This window comes from Candidatus Cardinium hertigii (assembly GCF_003788695.1).
Window position 1 is genome coordinate 1 of the sequence record NZ_RARA01000017.1, and the last position, 22,320, is coordinate 22,320.

Consider the following 22,320-nt stretch of genomic DNA (forward strand, 5'->3'; position numbering starts at 1 on the left):
TTGATGACTTTTTGGGAGATAGGGTCTTGAAAAAGATTGGTATTCACTAATCCGGGATGGCACGAATTAACAGATACCTTTGTGGTAGGATTTTTCAAACGGATTTTTTTGGTTAATGCAACGGCGTGCATCTGCCGAAGAGGATAGAGCAAGATCAAGAGCGTGATACCTAATATACTCACGATAAGCTGTTTGTTCTTTACTGATTTTTTCATTAAACCTATACTTTTACTTTTAATTTTTATATTGCGTTATATGCGGGTTTTATGATAAGTTATACAATATTTTTTAATGTTTAAAATAGTTATTTTTATAATAGTTACTGTAGTCAAACGGATGTCAAATTAACTAAATGTATCCCTTCAGGCGCATGGCCTATGTGTATCCGTTCACGTTCGTACCCATTAGAAATAGTGCAATAATGCAAGTCATAAAAAACGCACCTTGAACAAAGCTGTGATTAGAAAAATTCCATATGCCTACTGTATTTGACAGAGCCTCATTTTATTATGATAGCTGTTCTTCTACTAATGATATAGCCCAAGCATATCTTCTGAAGAGGAGAGTAGCAGAAGGAACGGTTTTTATTGCAGATTATCAGTACAGAGGAAAAGGACAACGTGGTAAAACCTGGACATCACAACATGCTCAAAATCTTCTTTTTTCACTTATTCTCTACCCTGGGTGGTTGGCAATAGAACATTTTTTCTCGCTGAACATTATTACTAGTCTAGCGATTTATGATGTGCTTTTGCATAAACTTCCAGAAGGAATCTCTATAAAATGGCCTAATGATATATATTATTTAGACCAAAAACTAGGAGGGGTATTAATTGAAACTAGTATAGGACATATGGAGAAAATCAAGACGGTTATAATTGGTATTGGTTTAAATGTCAATCAGCTACATTTTGAATGGCCAAAGGCGACTTCTCTTGCTTTACATAAAGGGGCTGTTTTTGACAGATCCCTTCTTTTAACCCAAATTATAGATACACTAGGTAGATATTATGGGCAACTACAAAGTGGAATGGTTGATTTGATTTGGACAAGTTATTTACATAAACTCTACCGAAGAATAGGATTTCATTTTTTTAAAACCATAAATGGATATATGGAGGGACGTATTGTAGAAGTAAATAGATGGGGACAGTTGGTTATAGAAAAGCGTAATGGCAGCAAATATAGCTATGATGTTAAAGAAATTGTGTTTATATAAAATACCACCCTAAAAAATACCTATATAGCGCAAAATACACTACTAAAGAAACCAAATATGCATGCAATAAAATTATACGTAATTGATGACTTTTTGGGAGATAGGGTCTTGAAAAAGATTGGTATTCACTAATCCGGGATGGCACGAATTAACAGATACCTTTGTGGTAGGATTTTTCAAACGGATTTTTTTGGTTAATGCAACGGCGTGCATCTGCCGAAGAGGATAGAGCAAGATCAAGAGCGTGATACCTAATATACTCACGATAAGCTGTTTGTTCTTTACTGATTTTTTCATTAAACCTATACTTTTACTTTTAATTTTTATATTGCGTTATATGCGGGTTTTATGATAAGTTATACAATATTTTTTAATGTTTAAAATAGTTATTTTTATAATAGTTACTGTAGTCAAACGGATGTCAAATTAACTAAATGTATCCCTTCAGGCGCATGGCCTATGTGTATCCGTTCACGTTCGTACCCATTAGAAATAGTGCAATAATGCAAGTCATAAAAAACGCACCTTGAACAAAGCTGTGATTAGAAAAATTCCATATGCCTACTGTATTTGACAGAGCCTCATTTTATTATGATAGCTGTTCTTCTACTAATGATATAGCCCAAGCATATCTTCTGAAGAGGAGAGTAGCAGAAGGAACGGTTTTTATTGCAGATTATCAGTACAGAGGAAAAGGACAACGTGGTAAAACCTGGACATCACAACATGCTCAAAATCTTCTTTTTTCACTTATTCTCTACCCTGGGTGGTTGGCAATAGAACATTTTTTCTCGCTGAACATTATTACTAGTCTAGCGATTTATGATGTGCTTTTGCATAAACTTCCAGAAGGAATCTCTATAAAATGGCCTAATGATATATATTATTTAGACCAAAAACTAGGAGGGGTATTAATTGAAACTAGTATAGGACATATGGAGAAAATCAAGACGGTTATAATTGGTATTGGTTTAAATGTCAATCAGCTACATTTTGAATGGCCAAAGGCGACTTCTCTTGCTTTACATAAAGGGGCTGTTTTTGACAGATCCCTTCTTTTAACCCAAATTATAGATACACTAGGTAGATATTATGGGCAACTACAAAGTGGAATGGTTGATTTGATTTGGACAAGTTATTTACATAAACTCTACCGAAGAATAGGATTTCATTTTTTTAAAACCATAAATGGATATATGGAGGGACGTATTGTAGAAGTAAATAGATGGGGACAGTTGGTTATAGAAAAGCGTAATGGCAGCAAATATAGCTATGATGTTAAAGAAATTGTGTTTATATAAAATACCACCCTAAAAAATACCTATATAGCGCAAAATACACTACTAAAGAAACCAAATATGCATGCAATAAAATTATACGTAATTATCTNNNNAGAGCTGGAGTGATAGAGATAGATGAGGTGGGCGGAAGTACAGATGGAGAAACGTATAGATGGGGTTTGGAAAAATGTCGGCAAATATAGCTATGATGTTAAAGAAATTGTGTTTATATAAAATACCACCCTAAAAAATACCTATATAGCGCAAAATACACTACTAAAGAAACCAAATATGCATGCAATAAAATTATACGTAATTATCTGTTCATATAATTTACTGTTCATATAATTTACATATGCCACAAACTAATTTTTCTGATATAGAATCTATTCTTATGGTATATAAACCGTTGGGATGGACTTCCTTTGAGGTTGTAAAAAAAATTCGCTGTGCCTTAAAAATAAAAAAAATAGGCCATGCAGGTACGTTAGATCCGCTAGCTACAGGATTACTGTTGCTGTGTACGGGTCGCCAAACCAAACAAATCAGTAAGCTGCAAGAACTGAAAAAGGTCTATACAGGCCAAATCGTGCTTGGTAAAACTACCCCATCTATGGACTTAGAAACACCTTTTAATAGTGTATCTAGTTACGATCATATCCATGCAGAAATGGTAAAAGAAGCTGCTGCTACCTTTGTGGGCAACATCATGCAAACACCTCCTATTTATTCAGCAGTCCATATAGATGGTAAAAGAGCTTATGCAATGGCCAGACAAGGTCAAACACCTATTTTACAACCTCGTTCCATTGTGATCCATTCTTTTGTATTTACAGCTATTAACTTGCCTTTTATCTCTTTTGAATTAGTCTGTAGCAAAGGAACCTACGTACGTAGCCTAGCCCATGATTTGGGTCAAAAATTAGGTACCGGAGGGTATTTACATACTTTGTGTCGCACGCAAATAGGAAACTATTGTTTAGATCAAGCCTATACTATAGAAACGTTATTAACAAAATTTCGCAGCTAAATCTTCGTATCCGTTCACACAATGGCGTCAACTTAAGGGAATTTATGATTAGCACACCCTCCTATTCTACTTGGTTATCAATAACAGCTAAACCTTAAGTTGACGCCATTGTCCGTTCACTTGCGTGGTAGCTATATTTTATAGATTATTGATGATTTTATCCATATACAGATAAAAATCTGTGCTAAATATGTCTCTCATTGTTCCTCATTAAATATCCTAAGCATATAATAAAAACATAGTAGAAAGATACGAGTAGCTTTATATGCTTATGCTAAGGCAATTCTTTTTCTTTAAAAAGTTTATTAGAAAAAAACTTCCCTGATAAGTAACCAATTAATGCAGAAACTATAATCAACAAAAAATCTTTTTCTAACTCTAGGCATAAACATAAGACCTTCTTTTTCTGAAAGACTACTAAAAATAGGTCTAAGTAGAAAAGAAAATAAAGACCATTACATATAATCCAACTTGCAGAAATGGATTGCTCATTTTTGATTTTTTTAACCCAAATTCCGCCGAGTAAAATGGCACCTAATGATAATGCTAACAATAAAAAAGAGAAGATGGGATAAAGCAGAAGATTAGCTAACGCATGGTAGCAAATGGCTAAACCACTTAATACATTTTGTATAACACCTCCTGTTTTAGCATCCTTTTTTAGCATCTCATCTAATGTATTTGATGGCGTATCATTTTCAGGAATATTATCTATTTCGATTAATTTACAATTAAAAATTTTATTTGGGGCTACTCCATAGCTGCATATTTTGTTGGTGTCATCAACCGTTCTTGTAATAACTATATTTTCTCTAAATAAAAATGCAACGGCATTATGCAGATTTAAATTTGTAGCCATAAAAACAATCATACTAATACTAATACTAAGTATATATGGTAAGGTGTGCATAATTTTAAGCTTAATCACTTTGTTTATAAATGGTTTTTAGATTAGATTAAGACTATAGAGATTTTTTGCTTGATTACATTCTCTTTCTTTAATATCTTAATTTTTGTAAAAACATCATAGTTATAATATGAATATTCAAAAAAAATTTAAATTTTTATTTACTAGGGGAGGTACCTGCCATACCGAACGGCTTCTGCCTGAATTGATAGATAACCATCTATTGATAAGTGACAGGCAATTTAGTGATCACCTTAGATTTATGTATTTATATACCGATCTGCTGGCCTATTACGATACCAATAATGAAAAAATACATGCAAACATATGGCGAAAATTTTTAGAGCAAGATAATACCGTTATACGCTCCTTAATTCTACACACCAATATTGATACATTAAAAAAAAACATTCATAGAGAGATTTTAACACTACGGCTTAACCGTACAGGGATTACAGAAAATAAATATGTGGTAAATATCTTAGTAATAGCGCAAGAATTAATCATATTATTAGATTATTGGTATAACAATCTATCTAATGAAGATAGTATTCGAGCAAAATTAGATGCTATTATACATGCAGAAATTAATACGCATATCAGTAAAATATATAAAATTCTACAGCAGAGCCGTACATCCCATTATCCCCAATCTTTTGTAGAATTTTGTACTTTCCTAGAGCAAAAATGCTATAACGCACCCTTATGGGAATTAAGAACTGATCTTATTTATAATGAAGTAAGTGGACCAGATCAAAATGATGAGCAAGCCATCGATATGATAGCTGATTTTTTTGATGCTATTTTTAATACTATTTATCAACTAAAGGAGCTATCTACTCGGGATTATTTTGATACCCTGACTACTCAGGATAAGGAACCACATATGGCACTTTTGATAGCCTTTTTACAGCTCTTACAGTATGCAGATGCCCACCTGAATAATATACCACAAAGATCATTGGATCATTATTATAGGCATGTACTAAAATTCAATAACAATCCTGCTATACCTGATCAAGCTTATATCCATTTTTTACTTAGTCCAAATAACGCTTTTGCTTTTGTACCGAAAGGAAGCCGATTGGTTGCAAAAAATCCAGTGAATGGGGAGGATATTTTATTTAAAACGAATAGAAATATAACTATTAATACAGCTAAAATCAGCCAGATCAACACTTTATTGTTTAATAAAAAATTTGCTAAAGAGGGTTATAAAATGATTGAGTTATCTACCATTACCTATAATAGCGAAATGTTGAAAAAGTTTCCTTTTCAATTATTCCCTACGCTAGAAAATAATACAGCTAAGCAAGAACAACCTCATCAACCATTGGCTACAATGGTTAGCTCACCTTTATTGCATCTTGCTGAAGGCATGCGTACCATTCACATAAAATGGAAGCTGACCGCTGAATCTTTTCAAGCATTGATTAATAAAAATCCCAATAAGACAGTTTCTTCTATAGCATTTTTAGAACAGTTGGCAGATAGGCTTAATAGCATGGTACATATACAAATCACAACCAAAGCTGGGTGGCTTAGTATACCAGAAGAAGCGGTATCACTGATATTTATTCATGAAGTGTATGTTCTCCATATGACTATTTCCTTGAATCTAGAAATCCCTGCAATGGATAAGTTACCGGTTGGGCAGCAGGAGGGAACCATACATCCTGATATGCCTACCATATCTATTGGTATGCGTGAAGGGGCGACATCTCTTATGGGCTTGTACTTCCTAAACGATTTAGTACTAGAAAGGATAGATCTAAAAGTTAGTGTAGCGCACTACCGTGGGTTAATTCTTCAAAATCAACTAGGCCTTATCGATAATAGTCAAATTTTTGAACCTTTTGGTCCATTGGCTAAAATAGATAGTAGTTTTTACATAGGAAGTGGAGAAATTTTCTCTAAAAATCTTACCTCCTTAAAAATACATATTAAATGGGAAGGTATTCCTACCATAGCAGGAGGATTTAAGCGTTATTATGATGCTTATCCTACTAAGGTACAAAACGATGATTTTAAGGTAAATATTTCTTATCTAAATCATCAACACTGGAATCCATCTGCTGCGCAAAACAGACAATATACACCTCTTTTTCAAGTTATAAAAAGCAATAATGGGAGTGAACGGTTGGATCAGTTTAGAACCATTAGTGACATCGATATAGCTGCGTTAGGAATCACTAAGACAAATGACCCATTGGATGTATCTGTCTATGGTCCCCATACCATATCCGGTTTTTTAAAACTACAATTAAGTGTGCCAGAACAAGCTTTTGGCCATGCGATCTATCCCAATTTGGCAAGCAGTATACTGGTTAAAAATGCCCAAAAAAAGAAAGAAGAAGCAGCAATAGTATTACATGAACCCTATACACCTCGCATCAAATCCATTACGGTGGATTACGAAGCAGAGGAATCTATTGTGTTAACAACACGTCCTGGAGAAGAGGAAGAAAAATATTTGAATGGTTTTTTTCATATTTCTCCTTTTGGGTATTTAAAGCTATTTCCAAGTAGCTTAGCCTCCCCAGTTACCTTGTTGCCATTGATAGAGGAAGAGGTATCGTTTATAGCTTTTGGAATAGAAAGCTTAAATAGCAGTAGCTTGTCTATGCATATAGCTATTGGAGAGAATAGCCTTAATACAGATAAAGAAATCCCGTCACCAAAGTGGTTTTACTTATTTGATAATATTTGGTTACCACTTGAAGAGGCTATTATCGTAGACGGAACAAATGGATTATCTAAATCAGGAATTATTATTTTTGATTTACCTCATTTTTCTAACCATGCTACCGGAAACAACACCTATATGGCGCCAGGGTTAACTTGGATTAAAGTGCAATTTAGGGGTGAAATAAACGCATTACCCCCTATCATTGGCGTTTATATACAAGCCGTTGCTGTAACAAGAATTATGGATAGAAATGGGGTGTTTTCTTCTCCTGTATTACCGGAAAAGGCTATGCAACAATTACAACAACCCATAGAGGGCGTTGAGCTAGTGGTACAACCTTTTAAAACTTTTGGTGGAAGACCATTCGAAAATCATCAAGCCTTGTATAGACGCGTTAGTGAACGCTTAAGACATAAAAACAGAGCTGTATCGGTGTGGGATTATGAGCGAATCATTCTTGAAAAATTTCCAGAAATTTTTCGCGTAAAGTGTATCAACCATACAGTAAAAAATACAACAGGTCCTACCACAAATCTGATGCATCCTGGCCATATAACCATTGTAGTGATCGCTAAAGAAGGACGTGGTGCTGTCAATAGGTTTCCTACGGTTAATAAACAGTTATTAGCTGAAATCAAAACGTATATTCAAAGCGTAAGTACTCCATTTATAAAGTGCGAAATAGTTAATCCAGTTTACGAAGATGTTAAAGTTAACGTTACAGTAAAATTTAAGCCTGGGCACGAAAAAGGATTGTTCTTAAATGTACTACAGCAGGATGTACGTAATTTTCTTTCCCCATGGTTATGTAATGCATCAGCAGATATTGCGTTAGGTGGAGATATACCTACTTCTCAAGTCATAGACTTCATTAACAGCCGTTATTATATAGAAGGTATAGGAAATTTTTCTATATTCAGATACCTTGGCAAGGCTCCAAATTTAAAATTGGATAAGGTAACCAATTATAATAGTTATCTGTGTGCCAGTTATCCTTGGTCTGTTATGGTTTCTGCAAAAAATCATAAAATATCCGTTGTGGATAAATTTGATGCTGCTATAAAATTACGTCATGGCAGCATAGGAGATATGGCTATTGGCGAAGATTTTATAATAGGTCCATTAGATCCAACTTCAGCAACTGATCCTATAAAATGCATAGATGAAGATATACTGATACCAAGTTTAGAAGAATACTGTTTAATAACCCAAAAACACCTTAAAACCGATCATGGCAATTAATAGTAGAGAAGGACTAAAAAAAAATTTTGAAAAAGGAGCTATTCCTACTCAGAATGATTTTGAAGATTTGATAGATTCAATGTTCCATAAGCAAGATGATGGTCTTATTTCGCAAGATGATGGATTAAGTTTATCCCCTAAAGGGAGTTCCTCAAAATTCATAACGTTTTTCAATAACTTAAACGACTTTAAGCCCACTTGGAGCATTGAACCCTATCCGAAAAACGTTCCAGCATTTGGAATTAATATTTGTGATAAACAGGGAGAAAGCAAACTTTTTATTCAAAACAACGGTTATATTGGCGTGGGTACAACCCATCCATCGGAAAAACTTACCGTAAATGGTAACATACGTATGCATGGCCGTCAAGGAACGTATACTTCTGGCCAAGTGGCTGGTGATGGCCATTGGCACAATATCACTCCGGAATTAAATGCATGTCATGCATTTGAAGTAATAGCTAAGATTGGTAAACAGGGCCATGGTTTATATGCTATGACCCATGCTATAGCATTGAGCACATTTGGCCGTTCCAACAATACGATCCATAAAACCAAGGCCTATTATGGTAGTTTTAGAAATAAAATTGACCTGCGCTGGGTAGGAGATACGTTTAATTATACCTTGCAAATAAGAACGAATCAGGATTATGGAGAGGAGAGCATGATTAAGTATTATGTGACCAATTTATGGTGGGAAGATGAAGAACAGCTACCGGAGCATGCGTAAACATATAGAAAATTTTCTTAGATTAGCAGTAGCGTTTTATACAAAAAATGCTACAAATTCATTATTAGTTCATTATGAAAAAAGAGATTCATCCAGCATATAGGCCTGTTATTTTTTTGGACACTTCTAGTGGTGCCAAATTTTTGACCCGTTCTACCATACGTACTTCAGAAACAATTGAATGGGAAGATAAAAAAACATATCCCTTGTATAAGGTTGAAGTAAGTTCTGTTTCACATCCTTTTTATACAGGTAAGAAAATTTTCTTAGATGCAGCAGGTAGAATTGAACGTTTCAATCAAAAGTATAAAAAGAAAGAGGCTATGACTACTCCAGCAGGGAATAGTAGTAGTTAGTAGTTATATCCTTAAAAGAAGTAGTTTTTTTTAATGAATAAAATCATTAATAATCTATAAAATATGGCTACCACGTTTTTAAAAACTACTTCATTGCACTATTTCTAATGGGCCACACAACTGAACGGATACCTTCTATCCACAGGATTAAAGCTAAAAGCTATAATTTAAAATGCGATTTGTAGAAATACCACAACATGATATTTTTAAAAATGCATTATTAATAGCAGGTACCACAGGCAAAGTGGCCCACGCACAGCTTTTTGTAGGTCCCATTGGCTCCGCAAATCTTGCACTCGCATTAGCTTTTGCTACCTATTTAAATTGTACTGCTCGTAAAGAAGATGATGCTTGTGGAAACTGTTTTGCTTGCATGAGCATGGCACAATTTACGCATCCAGATTTTCAATTGGTATTCCCACGAAAATCGGATAATTCAGCTTTTGAAAACCCAATAGAAGATTTAGAATTATTTCGTAACTGCCTTAAACAAAATCCTTTTTTGACCCTAGAGGAGTGGACTAATGCAATAGATTATGATAGCAAACAATGCCAAATTACTAAGAAAGACGCTAATAAAATTATCCAGAGGCTTGGGTTAAAAGCTTTTATTGGGCCATATAAAATTGTGTTGATATGGCTACCAGAATACCTTAATAATACAGCAGCCAATATATTACTTAAAACTTTAGAAGAACCACCTGCACATACTATTTTTCTGTTGGTTAGTTTCAATGATGAAAAAATACTACCCACCATTAGATCTCGTAGCCAACCATATAATATCCCACCTTTTTCAGAGGTAGCTATTGAGCAGATGTTACGTAATAGTTACAGTAATCTCACTATTCATAGAACCAAAGAAATAGCTTTTTTAGCTGAAGGAAATATGCATAAAGCTTTTCAATTAGCAAAACAAACCGTTACAGATAATTTTGAGCGTTTTAGTAATTGGATGCGTAATTGCTATAGTGGTAATTATACAAAACTAATACTTGAGGCTGAAGCATTTCACAAACTATCTACTGATGCGCAAAAAAATTTTTTTGCTTATGCATTACAACACATTCGGGTTATTTTACTAGGTAAATTAAACCATTCGATAACGACCTCAGCAGTTGAAGCAGCATTTAGTAAAAAATTTGGGCTGAATATCACATTTATTCAACTAAAAGAAATGATAGCCTTATTTACCAAGGCGTATTATTATTTAGAAAGGAATGCCAATGCAAAAATGATTTATACAAATATTTCTATTCAAATAGTAAAATTTTTTAAAGCCCCTGATAAATAACCTATTGGATGCCAACGCCAAAAAAAACATTTCTTTAAGCAGATTAGATTAATTATCAATATCTTACACTAAGTGTATCGGTTTATTTTTGAATTGTTTCGTGACAGATAAAGTTTTTACATCATCAACAATCGCAAGCGCATAGAGTTTTTCTATTACCATATTTTGATGACTGGATATATCCCTAGACTGTACCACTAAGATAAAGTCAAAGCTGCCTATTACTTGATAACAGCTTGTAATAGAATTGATTTTATCAATAGTGGTTGTAAATAATTTTATATTTTCCGCTATCATTCTTAGGAGACGTACACCCACAATAGCCATTACAGAAAAGCCTATCTTTGCATAATCAATTTGTGCATAATAATTTGTGATAATTTCTGCCTTTTCTAATTTTTTTACACGTTCAAGCGTAGCCGCAGGGGAGAGGTTAATTTTTTGTGCTAGTGCAGCGTTCGTAATTTTTGCATCCAGTTGAAGAATATATAAAATATTTTTATCTATTTGATCTAATTCCATGTTTTTGAGTAGAAAACAACGTTATACAATCTACGTATCCGTTCAGTGATGTGACCTATGCGTATTTTTTCATGTTCGTATTTAAAAATAGCGCAATAATGTAAATTTATAAAAAACGCGCCTTGAACAAAGCTGTGACTAGAAAAGAAAGGCTGCAAGGTATTAGAAAATCAGCTTGTTTGAGCCCAAGGCTATAGGCCTGGGCGAGTTCTGATTTTCAGCTTGCAGCCTGAACTTTTCAACAGCTTTGTTCACCAGCGCTTGATTTTTTTTGGCTACTTTTTTTGATCAAGCAAAAAAAGTAGCTGTAAAAAAAGAAGTAGTTTTAAAAAAAATGGATAAAATCATCAATATTTCTAGGTACGAACATAAACAAATACGCATAACTAAAGATAGTTTAACTTTGTAACAAGTAACTTTTTATAAACCCATTAAGGTCCCCATCCAAAATATTTTCTACATCTTTGCGTTCATATCCTGTTCGGTTGTCTTTAATTATTTTATAGGGGTGTAATATATAACTTCTAATTTGAGAACCAAAATTAATCTTTTTTTTAGTACTTTCTATTTGTTGTTGTTTTGCTCTTTTTTTTTCTAATGCTTGCTGGTAGAGTTTAGATTTAAGCAACTGCAAAGCTTTATCCCGATTTTGTAATTGAGAGCGTTCTTGTTGACATGCTACTACGATGCCAGATGGTATATGCCTCACACGAACAGCTGTTTCTACTTTATTTACATTTTGCCCCCCGGCTCCACCAGATCGAAAAGTATCCCAGTTTAGATCCACAGGATTTATTTCGATTTTTATAGAGTCATCTATAACAGGTGCTGCATAGACAGAAGCAAACGAAGTATGGCGCTTACCAGCCGCATCAAAAGGAGAGAGGCGTACCAATCGATGGATGCCAATTTCTGCTTTTATATATCCATAAGCATAACGTCCCATTATTTCAAACGTAACTGCTTTTATCCCAGCACTATCACCTGCCTGATGGTTAATCGTTTTAACCATATAACCTTGCTTGCCTGCCCACATGGTATACATGCGTACAAGCATAGCAGCCCAATCTTGACTTTCTATGCCACCTGCACCTGGTTTTATATCTACAACTGCATGTAAATGATCCTCTTCTCCATCCAATATTTTTTTAAATTCAATTTCCTCTAAAAGCGTAGACACTTCTAACGCTGCAGTATCTAACTCTTTCTGATCTACAGCATCTAGTGTAAAAAGCTCTTCTAGCAAAAGCAGTTCTTCCCATTTAGCTTGTAATGCATTAAGCTGATCAACTGCTCCTTCTAAGGTTTTGATTTGCTGAATGGTTTTTTCAGCTTCTTCTGGCGCAAGCCAAAATGCAGGAGCTGTAGTTCCTTCTTTTAATACCTGCAGCTGTTTTTTTTTGTTAGAATAGTCAAAGGCAGTCCTTTAAAACTTCTATTTTTGCTGCTAAGCTAGCGTATTTAGTTTTCATAAAATTTTATATATAGAAGTTGTTTTTCAAGTTATTTTTTCAAAATGAATACGATTACCTATAGATTCTTCTGTTTCATTATCCGCGAATATATGATGCTTAATTTGTATTGTTTTTTTATTCGTAGTTAGTTCACCTAGCGGATGGCTAAAACGCTCAATTTTTTTATGGAAAGTATAGACAGTAGTATAAGTGGTACCCTTAAAAAAGGAGGCTAAATCTAAACTTTTAACCAAACAATTATCATTCTTTTGGTATAAAATCAATTTTTTTGCGATCCCATTTATATCTTCACGGACGAATAATTCATCACTAAGGCTAAAATAGGTAATTTTAGGAGGATCTATTCCCTTATTAATTTTTCGCATAGCTTTATTAAGCGCTTGGATATTTTTGAATTTAAATTTTATCGTAAATGTAAGCATCTCTTTATTATACTTCACACGTACTTCATTGATATCAGGGATTTTTTTAAATCTTTCTTTGATAACGCACAAATGATCGTGATCAATAAATTTAGCAATATCTCCATAATCTTTATTTAGATATTTGATTATTGAAACCAAACGACCTGTTTGAGTCAAATCAACCTTAATACTAAATATACCAGATTTATCTTCATTAAATGAAGCTCTTTCTATAAAATTTATCCCTAAGGCAAAGACATTAGAAACAGAATAAACAAAAAACAATAGTACAAAAACGGAAAATTTTGTTTTTCTTTTGTGCATGATCATAATACTTTTAAGCAAAAGCAAAGGGATTCGTATACTTATAGTTAGATGCTGTCAAATTTTCAATAAACCTGTATTTCTAAAAAAGTTGATTTTTGAGTATTTAACCCTAATTCTAAATATAATATACTAAACTAGATTAAACAAGGCTATAGCTGGAAAACTTATTGAAGCAATACAACTAAGATACCTTTAGCTAAGCGATAACCTCATAAATAGAAATGAAATAGTAGAACTACGGAATAAAAGTGTTTACGTAGTAACTAGCTTTTAGCAATGTGCAATGCTTTAAAACAGCTGAAACCCTTACTTTTTTAAAAATTTTCTCTTTGTTACAGTGATCCATCCAAAAGAACTTTGAAAAAGTGCTATTCCAAAAACTCTTACAAATTATCCCTTAAAGAAACCATTGAACGGATACCGATTGAACGGATACCGACGGATATTGTTGAATATGGATATATATTTTAGGATTAAATAAATGTATTAAGTAAATTTGCATTACCTGTTTAGTCTCATTGGGCTATATTGGACGATTTTACTACAAATAATAATTAGTAAGTCAATAAATAACTTAATATAGCTATAATAATTAAATATTTAAATTTAATATTTTAATATTATGCAAAAGTATTCCAACGTATATAGCAAACTACGCCTATTCCTATACAGTAGCAGTCTACTTGTTTCCTGTCAGGGTACACAGCAACGTGTTATCGGTCTTCCAAATGAAATGTGGGGAGATATTTTAAAATTCTTGCCTACTAGGTCATTACCTGTAGCCAATAGACAACTTCGTGATGTTAGTAAATATGTAGCAAATTCGAGATATAATGCAGTACATCCATATCTGCTTGATGGCAATAGCAATGAAAGTTTTAACGAAGGACTCGATGTAGCAGCAAAATTGAGTATAACACATCTTTGTTATCGTGGTCCTATGAATAGGGATTATATGCATTCCTTAATAAGATGGGTGGTGAGCTTAGATAGACCATTTTTACAGTCACTTCAACTTCAACTATTAAATACAGATGATAGTCATGTCGATACGTTAGATTTGTCTACTCTTAATATTGATGATGACACGTTAGATAGATTTTTCATGGTACTTGATACCGTTACGAAAAATAATTTAAGAGGACTCAATCTAGCAAATAACCAACTTACAGATATTACTGGATTAGAAAACTTAACGCAGCTACAACGACTCAATCTAGCAAATAACCAACTTGTAGATATTACTGGATTAGAAAACTTAACGCAGCTACAACGACTCGATCTAGCAAATAACCAACTTACAGCTATTACTGGATTAGAGAATTTAACGCAGCTAGCACACCTCGACTTAAGCTATAACCAACTTACCGATATTATTACTGGATTAGAGCACTTAACGCAGCTAGTGTGGCTCGCTCTAAGCAATAACCAACTTATAGCTATTACTGGATTAGAAAATTTAACGCAGCTACAACGACTCTGGCTAAATCATAACCAACTTACAGCTATTACTGAATTAGAAAAGTTAACGCAGTTAGAAGAACTCTGTCTAAACTATAACCAACTTACAGATATTACTGGATTAGAGAACCTAATGCAGTTAGAATATCTCTATTTAAGCCATAACCAACTTACAGATATTACTGGATTAGAGAACTTAACGCAGTTAGAACGCCTTTGGCTAAACCATAACCAATTTACTGATATCACTGGATTAGAGAACCTAATACAGTTAGAATACCTCTACTTAAATAATAACCAACTTACAGATATTACTGGGTTAAAGAACTTAACGCAGCTAAGATACCTTGAGCTAAGCGGTAACTTCATAAATAAAAATGAAATAGCAGAATTACAGAATAAAAGTGTTTATGTAGTAACTAGCTTTTAGCAATGTACAATGCTTTAAAATAGCTAAAACCCTAACTTTTTTAAAACTTTTTTAAAAATATGGCTATCACGCAAGTGAACGGACAATGGCGTCAACTTAAGGCAATTCATGATTAGCCTACACTCCTATTCTACTTGGTTATCAATAACAGCTAAACCTTAAGTTGACGCCATTGAGTGAACGGATACGGTTATATAATTAATATTATGTTAAATAGAATTATATCCGTATTAACAATTTAGATTACATGAATACTTACATAAACCTAACAAAATTTCTTTCATTTTTATTTTTTTTGTATCCTACCTTAAAGGTGTATTGTTAATGTTCTAAAAAATCATACTTACTTATGCAAAATAGGTTATTAAAACGCTTATCGCATACTATTACTATGCTGCTGTTATTGCATATAAATCTTATGGGCTTGCATTGCAAGCGCAGGGAAGCTGATTCTACAACGGTAGCAGCGTCAACTACAGTATCTAAGCATATAATACCGCAAGAAAAACAATCCTTGATTCCAAAAAATCCAGGAAATCTGGTTTCTGACCATTCTGAAAATATTTCAGATTATGCTACCATTACTGCAGATGCATCAATGGAAAAAATAGATAAAGACGAATTTGAAGAAACAAATGAGAACGAAACAGATCTTGAAGAAACAGATGAGAACGACGCAGATCTTGAAGAAGCAGATGAGAACGAATCAGATCTTGAAGAAGCAAATGAAGATGAGAACGAAGTAAGTCTAAAGGAAAAGAAAAAAAAATGCAAAAAAGAAGTTATCGAGCTAAGAATATATTGAATTATGAATAAACTATCTGATAATTATCAGAGATCACTCAAAAAATTTCTAAAGACAAATTTGAGGTTATTAAAATATTTATGGTAAAAAGCTTAGCACAATTGATGAGTCAATTTGTAAAATATACAATGTTAAAAAAGCTTGGCCTAATAATAAAAGATTGATTTGTCGAACATCTATTCAAAAATATCATTCTTTATCTTCTTCAAACAAAGTCTTTCTACATGCATTCTACATAATTCGGTTTTATATTAAAAATATTGATATTATTATCAGTTGAAATAATTAAATTTGTAAAATTCTTAAATGCATCAAAATATGTAAAAAGAATGATCAAGGGCACTTTAAAATACAACTACTGGCTTCCAGAGGATGAGGATAGATAAGCAGATACTTTAAATGGGTCATGTTAGATTTGGTAATAAAATCAGAANATAAATGCCCTACCACCTCCTCTTACTCCTCTTTATGATTCGTATAATGCTAATCTTCATCCATATAACCCAATGTATGTTAGTAAAGACAAAGAGGATAATCATTTCACCCATAATTCAACCCAAAACGCAACAGATTATCACGTAACACGAAATGGACTTAAGAAAGGGCTAAAAAAATTATGGACAAACAAAATAAAAAAACTAAAAACTATCACATATCGATTATTAACACTACAATATAAAGAAGCTACTCTATTCTGTTTGGAACAAAAACTGGAAAAATTAGAAAATAAAAAAGAAACGTTAACCCAAAAACGAGCAACAATCGATACGGTTACAGAACTAACAAAGTTAAAAAAATGTAAGAAAAAAAAGCTTGATCTAAAAATCAGAATGAAAGAATTTAAAATAAAACTTATTACCAAACAAATTCAAAAAAAACAAGTAAATAGTGAGAAATGTACAAATAATCTTCCCTATTCTCAATTTTCACCTACTACACCTCAAACAAATAGTGAGAAATGTACAAATAATAATCTCCTCTATCCTCAGCTTTTACCTACTGCACCTTACGATTCTCCTCCTTATGATCATCCTCCTCCTTATAGTCTATACACTACTCCACCATATCCTTGATCATTTAGACCACAGACCAGCATCTGTGTATTTGTTCACTGGCGTGGTAGCCATATGTATCCGTTCAGTGGTATGGCCTATGCGTATTTTTATTTTTTTTCACGTTCGTATTTAGAAATGCACAATAATGTAAGTTTATAAAAAATGCGCCTTGAACAAAGCTGTGATTAGAAAATTTCAGGCTGAGAGCTATTGGAAAATCAGCCTGTTTGAGCCCAAGGCTGCAAGCCTGGGCGAGTTCTGATTTTCAGCTTTCAGCCTGAAATTTTCAACAGCTTTGTTCACCAGCGCTTGATTTTTTTTGGCTACTTTTTTTGATCAAGCAAAAAAAGTAGCTTTAAAAGAAGTAGTTTTTAAAAAAAATGGATAAAATTATCAATAATCTATACAATATGGCTGCCACGCCAGTGAACGGATACAGCCATATTCTATATAGAAAAAGCCAACCCCACAACCTAATGTGTGTTGGCTTTTAAGATATATTGCGTAAGCAAATATACAAGAAAATAGCTTCTATGCCTTAGTTCGAAAAGCTACGTCTTGGATTAAAAGGACGTGGCTTAAATTGATTAAATCTTGTATTTTGACCAAATGACCTACTTCCCTCCCTTTCTACTGGCTCATTATTAATAATACGCCAAAGTCTTTTTTCTTGAGGAGAAGAAATCATAGAAAAAGCAAAGCCACTAGCGCCAGCTCTACCAGTTCTGCCAATCCTATGGGTATAGTCTTCTGCAGCTTGTGGGAAATCGTAATTAATTACATGCTTAATATGATTAATATCCAATCCCCTTGCAGCTACATCAGTTGCCACAATAATAGCATAACGTTTATTTCTAAAATCCTCTATTACGCGTTTTCGTTGGTGCTGCTTTAATCCCCCATGAATCGCCTGAACTTTATAATGCTCCTTCTGTAATTGATAGCTAAGACTATCAGCTTTTATCTGAGTTTTTACAAACACAATAATAGAGCCCTCCCGTTGGCTAAGCTGTTCCAATAAAGTTTGAAACTTACCTGATTCTGAAACATAAAACGATTCTTCTTGAATATTTTTCACTTCATTATCAGCAACTTCCACATTAATTCGTTCTGGTCGCCTTAGATAGGATCCAGCTAGCCGCTCAATATTTCTATCTAACGTAGCAGAAAACATTAAAGTTTGCCGTTCTACTGGAAGCCGTTTAATGATCTTGTCTATTTGAATAGAAAAACCCATGTCTAACATTCGGTCAATCTCATCCAATACTAAAAAAGTAGTATTACGTAAATGCAAGGACCCTCTACATAGATGGTCCTCAACACGACCAGGTGTACCCACAATAATGTTATGCGGTGAACGCAAACGCATTAACTGTTTACCAATAGGTTCACCTCCTATTAACAATAGCGTACGCAAATGCTTACAGCCACTAACCATAGTGGTCATAACACCTGCTACCTGTTCTGCAAGCTCTCGTGTAGGTGCTAACACCAATACACTCGCTTCAGGATTACTCATAAGTTGTGCAATTACCGGAATAGAAAAGGCAGCTGTTTTTCCGCTGCCTGTTTTAGAAGAACCCAATATATCTTGGCCCGCTAAGGCTATTGGGATCACTTGGTCTTGAATAGCAGTAGGCGCATCGTACTGCATGCGTGCCAACGCTCCCAATAGAGCTGATGGCAGATTATATTTTTGAAAAGTATTACTCAAAGTATGATATTAAAATTTAAAAAGTGCTTGATTGTGTTTTACACACTCAAAAAGATTCTAAAATGCAATGGCTGCTTTCATGTATTTTGCTACTTACAAATCGTAAAAATCGTAAAGATAGCTGAGCAACCTGGCATCTTAATTCAGTTTAACGTATAAAAACGCTGGACACAATATAACATTTTTTTATTTAACAAGGAAATAATTTATTAAAAATTAAAAATTAAGTTCCCCCTTCACCTGCGTGTCAGCCATATTTTATAGATTATAGCAAATGGCTAATATTTAATAATGGATGATTTTATCCATACTTGTAATGATATCCTTGCCAGGGGCGTGAACGGAAACGTATATTTTCCGTTTTTTTTCTTATCTTTATTGACTAATTTTAAATCCTATTATCATACATATAATCTTATGGCGTTCCTTATTAAAACCATTCAATTTTTGGCAGGATTATCCATCATTGTTGGTATACATGAATTAGGGCATTTGCTCTTTGCCAAGCTATTTGGAATGCGTGTCAATAGCTATATGATTGGCTTTCCGCCTAAAATATTTAAAATAAAATTCGGTGAAACGGAATATGCTTTAGGGTCGATTCCTTTGGGTGGAGCTGTACAGATTGCAGGTATGATAGACGAATCACTAGATAGCAACCATCTAACCAACCCTCCACAACCCTGGGAATTTCGCTCCAAATCAGCTTGGCAACGGCTAATGGTTATATTAGGAGGTATTGTATTTAATCTGATTAGTGGTACGCTGATATATATTGGACTAGTATATATGAGGGGATCTACTTATTTACCTAAAGATGAGGTAAATAAATATGGAATTATACCCAATACCATTGGTATGCAAATGGGCTTTAAAGAGGGAGATAAAATTATCAAAATTAATGGAAAAGATTTTGAAGACTTTAATGATGCCTTGTCCCCTACCCTTTTACTGCGCGAAAAAAGCTATTATACCATCATTAGAGATGATAGGGAGTTAAATTTATCCATTCCAGAAAAAATAATAGAATACTTATCAGATAACTACAAAACCCCTTTTATACAACCGATTTATCCTTGTGTTATTAGAACCGTTGTACCTAATAGCAACGCTTATCTAGCAGGTTTAATGGAAAAAGATCAGATTATTACACTAGCAGGTAAAGCTACACTACATATAGATCAATTGATTACGGTCGCTAAAACCTGTTTGGGAAAAGAAGTCGAAATAGTTTATTTGCGCAACGGTATACAAATGGCCACTACCATTAAAATTGAGCAGCAAGGGTTAGGAATTGTATTAGCGCAGCCAGCCTATAAGGCATTAAAATATTCATTTCTACAGTCCATCCCTATTGGTGTAAAAAAAGCCACTACAACTATACAAAATCAATGTTTAGCTATTTGGAAACTGCTAACGGGTAAACTTAGTATCACAAAATCTTTGGGAGGCCCGATTAGCATTGTACAAATTTTCTCAAATGAATTTATCTGGGATAGATTTTTAGAACTTGTGGCCCTTTTGTCTATAGTTATCGGCTTAACCAACTTGTTACCCTTGCCAGTATTAGATGGAGGACATGCCTTATTTATACTCTATGAAATGCTTTCTGGTAGAAAACCTTCAGATAGATTTTTAAAAATCACCCAGAAGTGGGGAATGGTTATTTTATTGTTAATCATGCTATATGCATTTGGTAATGACATTCGTAAACTATTAACGGCTGCTTTCATGTATTTTGCTACTTACAAATCGTAAAAATCGTAAAGATAGCTGAGCAACCTGGCATCTTAATTCAGTTTAACGTATAAAAACGCTGGACACAATATAACATTTTTTTATTTAACAAGGAAATAATTTATTAAAAATTAAAAATTAAGTTCCCCCTTCACCTGCGTGTCAGCCATATTTTATAGATTATAGCAAATGGCTAATATTTAATAATGGATGATTTTATCCATACTTGTAATGATATCCTTGCCAGGGGCGTGAACGGAAACGTATATTTTCCGTTTTTTTTCTTATCTTTATTGACTAATTTTAAATCCTATTATCATACATATAATCTTATGGCGTTCCTTATTAAAACCATTCAATTTTTGGCAGGATTATCCATCATTGTTGGTATACATGAATTAGGGCATTTGCTCTTTGCCAAGCTATTTGGAATGCGTGTCAATAGCTATATGATTGGCTTTCCGCCTAAAATATTTAAAATAAAATTCGGTGAAACGGAATATGCTTTAGGGTCGATTCCTTTGGGTGGAGCTGTACAGATTGCAGGTATGATAGACGAATCACTAGATAGCAACCATCTAACCAACCCTCCACAACCCTGGGAATTTCGCTCCAAATCAGCTTGGCAACGGCTAATGGTTATATTAGGAGGTATTGTATTTAATCTGATTAGTGGTACGCTGATATATATTGGACTAGTATATATGAGGGGATCTACTTATTTACCTAAAGATGAGGTAAATAAATATGGAATTATACCCAATACCATTGGTATGCAAATGGGCTTTAAAGAGGGAGATAAAATTATCAAAATTAATGGAAAAGATTTTGAAGACTTTAATGATGCCTTGTCCCCTACCCTTTTACTGCGCGAAAAAAGCTATTATACCATCATTAGAGATGATAGGGAGTTAAATTTATCCATTCCAGAAAAAATAATAGAATACTTATCAGATAACTACAAAACCCCTTTTATACAACCGATTTATCCTTGTGTTATTAGAACCGTTGTACCTAATAGCAACGCTTATCTAGCAGGTTTAATGGAAAAAGATCAGATTATTACACTAGCAGGTAAAGCTACACTACATATAGATCAATTGATTACGGTCGCTAAAACCTGTTTGGGAAAAGAAGTCGAAATAGTTTATTTGCGCAACGGTATACAAATGGCCACTACCATTAAAATTGAGCAGCAAGGGTTAGGAATTGTATTAGCGCAGCCAGCCTATAAGGCATTAAAATATTCATTTCTACAGTCCATCCCTATTGGTGTAAAAAAAGCCACTACAACTATACAAAATCAATGTTTAGCTATTTGGAAACTGCTAACGGGTAAACTTAGTATCACAAAATCTTTGGGAGGCCCGATTAGAATTGTACAAATTTTCTCTAATGAATTTATCTGGGATAGATTTTTAGAACTTGTGGCCCTTTTGTCTATAGTTATCGGCTTAACCAACTTGTTACCCTTGCCAGTATTAGATGGAGGACATGCCTTATTTATACTCTATGAAATGCTTTCTGGTAGAAAACCTTCAGATAGATTTTTAAAAATCACCCAGAAGTGGGGAATGGTTATTTTATTGTTAATCATGCTATATGCATTTGGTAATGACATTCGTAAACTATTAAAATAGTTG

The 22,320-nt window shown here is 33.7% G+C and carries 18 protein-coding genes; 12 read left to right on the forward strand and 6 right to left on the reverse strand.

Annotation, left to right across the window (positions count from 1 at the left end; all coding sequences use genetic code 11):
- The coding region (locus EDM02_RS05785; RefSeq protein WP_221179583.1) for a hypothetical protein at positions 1-215 on the reverse strand (215 nt) is incomplete at its 3' end.
- A gap of 260 nt (positions 216-475) precedes the next feature.
- Here EDM02_RS05785 and EDM02_RS00910 point away from each other — a divergent pair.
- The 3 genes from EDM02_RS00910 to truB all read left to right on the forward strand — a co-directional run bounded on the left by EDM02_RS00910 (position 476) and on the right by truB (position 3,529).
- Positions 476-1,219 (forward strand): biotin--[acetyl-CoA-carboxylase] ligase, encoded by a 744-nt coding sequence (locus tag EDM02_RS00910; RefSeq protein ID WP_123662339.1) that lies wholly within the window; start codon positions 476-478, stop codon positions 1,217-1,219.
- 557 nt (positions 1,220-1,776) lie between these two features.
- On the forward strand, positions 1,777-2,520 hold the full coding sequence (locus EDM02_RS00915) for a biotin--[acetyl-CoA-carboxylase] ligase (RefSeq protein WP_123662339.1): 744 nt from the start codon (positions 1,777-1,779) through the stop codon (positions 2,518-2,520).
- Between the two features lie 334 nt (positions 2,521-2,854).
- Positions 2,855-3,529: a tRNA pseudouridine(55) synthase TruB gene (gene truB / locus EDM02_RS00920; protein WP_123662341.1), complete on the forward strand. Its 675-nt coding sequence runs from the start codon at positions 2,855-2,857 to the stop codon at positions 3,527-3,529.
- Positions 3,530-3,803: 274 nt separating this feature from the next.
- Here the strand turns inward: truB and EDM02_RS00925 are convergent, their stop codons facing one another.
- The gene (locus tag EDM02_RS00925; protein WP_123662343.1) at positions 3,804-4,439 is read right to left on the reverse strand and encodes a hypothetical protein; all 636 of its coding nucleotides are present in this window, start codon (positions 4,437-4,439) and stop codon (positions 3,804-3,806) included.
- A 127-nt stretch (positions 4,440-4,566) separates the two neighbouring features.
- On the opposite strand from EDM02_RS00925, the gene EDM02_RS00930 reads away from it, so the two are divergent.
- The 4 genes from EDM02_RS00930 to EDM02_RS00945 all read left to right on the forward strand — a co-directional run bounded on the left by EDM02_RS00930 (position 4,567) and on the right by EDM02_RS00945 (position 10,747).
- Positions 4,567-8,367, forward strand: a complete 3,801-nt coding sequence (locus EDM02_RS00930; protein WP_123662345.1) for a baseplate J/gp47 family protein — start codon at positions 4,567-4,569, stop codon at positions 8,365-8,367.
- Entirely contained in the window at positions 8,357-9,097 is a 741-nt protein-coding gene (locus tag EDM02_RS00935) for an adhesin (RefSeq protein ID WP_123662347.1), read from the forward strand. The genes EDM02_RS00930 and EDM02_RS00935 overlap by 11 nt, the downstream gene beginning before the upstream one ends.
- 74 nt (positions 9,098-9,171) lie before the next feature.
- Positions 9,172-9,453, forward strand: a complete 282-nt coding sequence (locus EDM02_RS00940) for a type B 50S ribosomal protein L31 (RefSeq protein WP_123662349.1) — start codon at positions 9,172-9,174, stop codon at positions 9,451-9,453.
- Positions 9,454-9,625: 172 nt separating this feature from the next.
- Entirely contained in the window at positions 9,626-10,747 is a 1,122-nt protein-coding gene (locus EDM02_RS00945; RefSeq protein WP_123662351.1) for a DNA polymerase III subunit, read from the forward strand.
- A gap of 63 nt (positions 10,748-10,810) precedes the next feature.
- Here the strand turns inward: EDM02_RS00945 and EDM02_RS00950 are convergent, their stop codons facing one another.
- The 3 genes from EDM02_RS00950 to EDM02_RS00960 all read right to left on the reverse strand — a co-directional run bounded on the left by EDM02_RS00950 (position 10,811) and on the right by EDM02_RS00960 (position 13,472).
- Positions 10,811-11,269 carry an Lrp/AsnC family transcriptional regulator gene (locus tag EDM02_RS00950; RefSeq protein WP_123662353.1) on the reverse strand — a complete coding sequence of 153 codons (459 nt, stop codon included), beginning with the start codon at positions 11,267-11,269 and terminating at the stop codon, positions 10,811-10,813.
- A 397-nt stretch (positions 11,270-11,666) separates the two neighbouring features.
- Positions 11,667-12,741, reverse strand: a protein-coding gene (gene prfB, locus EDM02_RS00955) for a peptide chain release factor 2 (RefSeq protein WP_260214927.1) whose coding sequence is annotated in 2 segments (ribosomal slippage) — positions 11,667-12,683 and positions 12,685-12,741 — 1,074 coding nt in all. Because the reading frame shifts where the segments join, the coding sequence is not laid out codon by codon here.
- A 26-nt stretch (positions 12,742-12,767) separates the two neighbouring features.
- Complete coding sequence (locus EDM02_RS00960; protein WP_123662357.1) at positions 12,768-13,472, reverse strand: hypothetical protein; 705 nt, start codon at positions 13,470-13,472, stop codon at positions 12,768-12,770.
- A 625-nt stretch (positions 13,473-14,097) separates the two neighbouring features.
- Here EDM02_RS00960 and EDM02_RS00965 point away from each other — a divergent pair.
- The 3 genes from EDM02_RS00965 to EDM02_RS00975 all read left to right on the forward strand — a co-directional run bounded on the left by EDM02_RS00965 (position 14,098) and on the right by EDM02_RS00975 (position 17,244).
- Positions 14,098-15,366, forward strand: coding sequence for a leucine-rich repeat domain-containing protein (locus EDM02_RS00965; RefSeq protein ID WP_123662359.1), 1,269 nt, complete (start codon positions 14,098-14,100; stop codon positions 15,364-15,366).
- Positions 15,367-15,715: 349 nt separating this feature from the next.
- Positions 15,716-16,171 (forward strand): hypothetical protein, encoded by a 456-nt coding sequence (locus EDM02_RS00970; protein WP_123662361.1) that lies wholly within the window; start codon positions 15,716-15,718, stop codon positions 16,169-16,171.
- A 506-nt stretch (positions 16,172-16,677) separates the two neighbouring features.
- Positions 16,678-17,244, forward strand: coding sequence for a hypothetical protein (locus tag EDM02_RS00975; protein WP_123662364.1), 567 nt, complete (start codon positions 16,678-16,680; stop codon positions 17,242-17,244).
- A gap of 520 nt (positions 17,245-17,764) precedes the next feature.
- On the opposite strand, the gene EDM02_RS00980 is transcribed toward EDM02_RS00975, so the two are convergent.
- Positions 17,765-18,940, reverse strand: a complete 1,176-nt coding sequence (locus tag EDM02_RS00980; protein WP_123662366.1) for a DEAD/DEAH box helicase — start codon at positions 18,938-18,940, stop codon at positions 17,765-17,767.
- A gap of 417 nt (positions 18,941-19,357) precedes the next feature.
- Here EDM02_RS00980 and rseP (EDM02_RS00985) point away from each other — a divergent pair, with 417 nt between their 5' ends.
- Positions 19,358-20,698 carry an RIP metalloprotease RseP gene (gene rseP / locus EDM02_RS00985; RefSeq protein WP_123662368.1) on the forward strand — a complete coding sequence of 447 codons (1,341 nt, stop codon included), beginning with the start codon at positions 19,358-19,360 and terminating at the stop codon, positions 20,696-20,698.
- Between the two features lie 311 nt (positions 20,699-21,009).
- On the forward strand, positions 21,010-22,317 hold the full coding sequence (gene rseP / locus EDM02_RS00990; RefSeq protein WP_123662370.1) for an RIP metalloprotease RseP: 1,308 nt from the start codon (positions 21,010-21,012) through the stop codon (positions 22,315-22,317).
- Positions 22,318-22,320 lie beyond the last annotated feature (3 nt).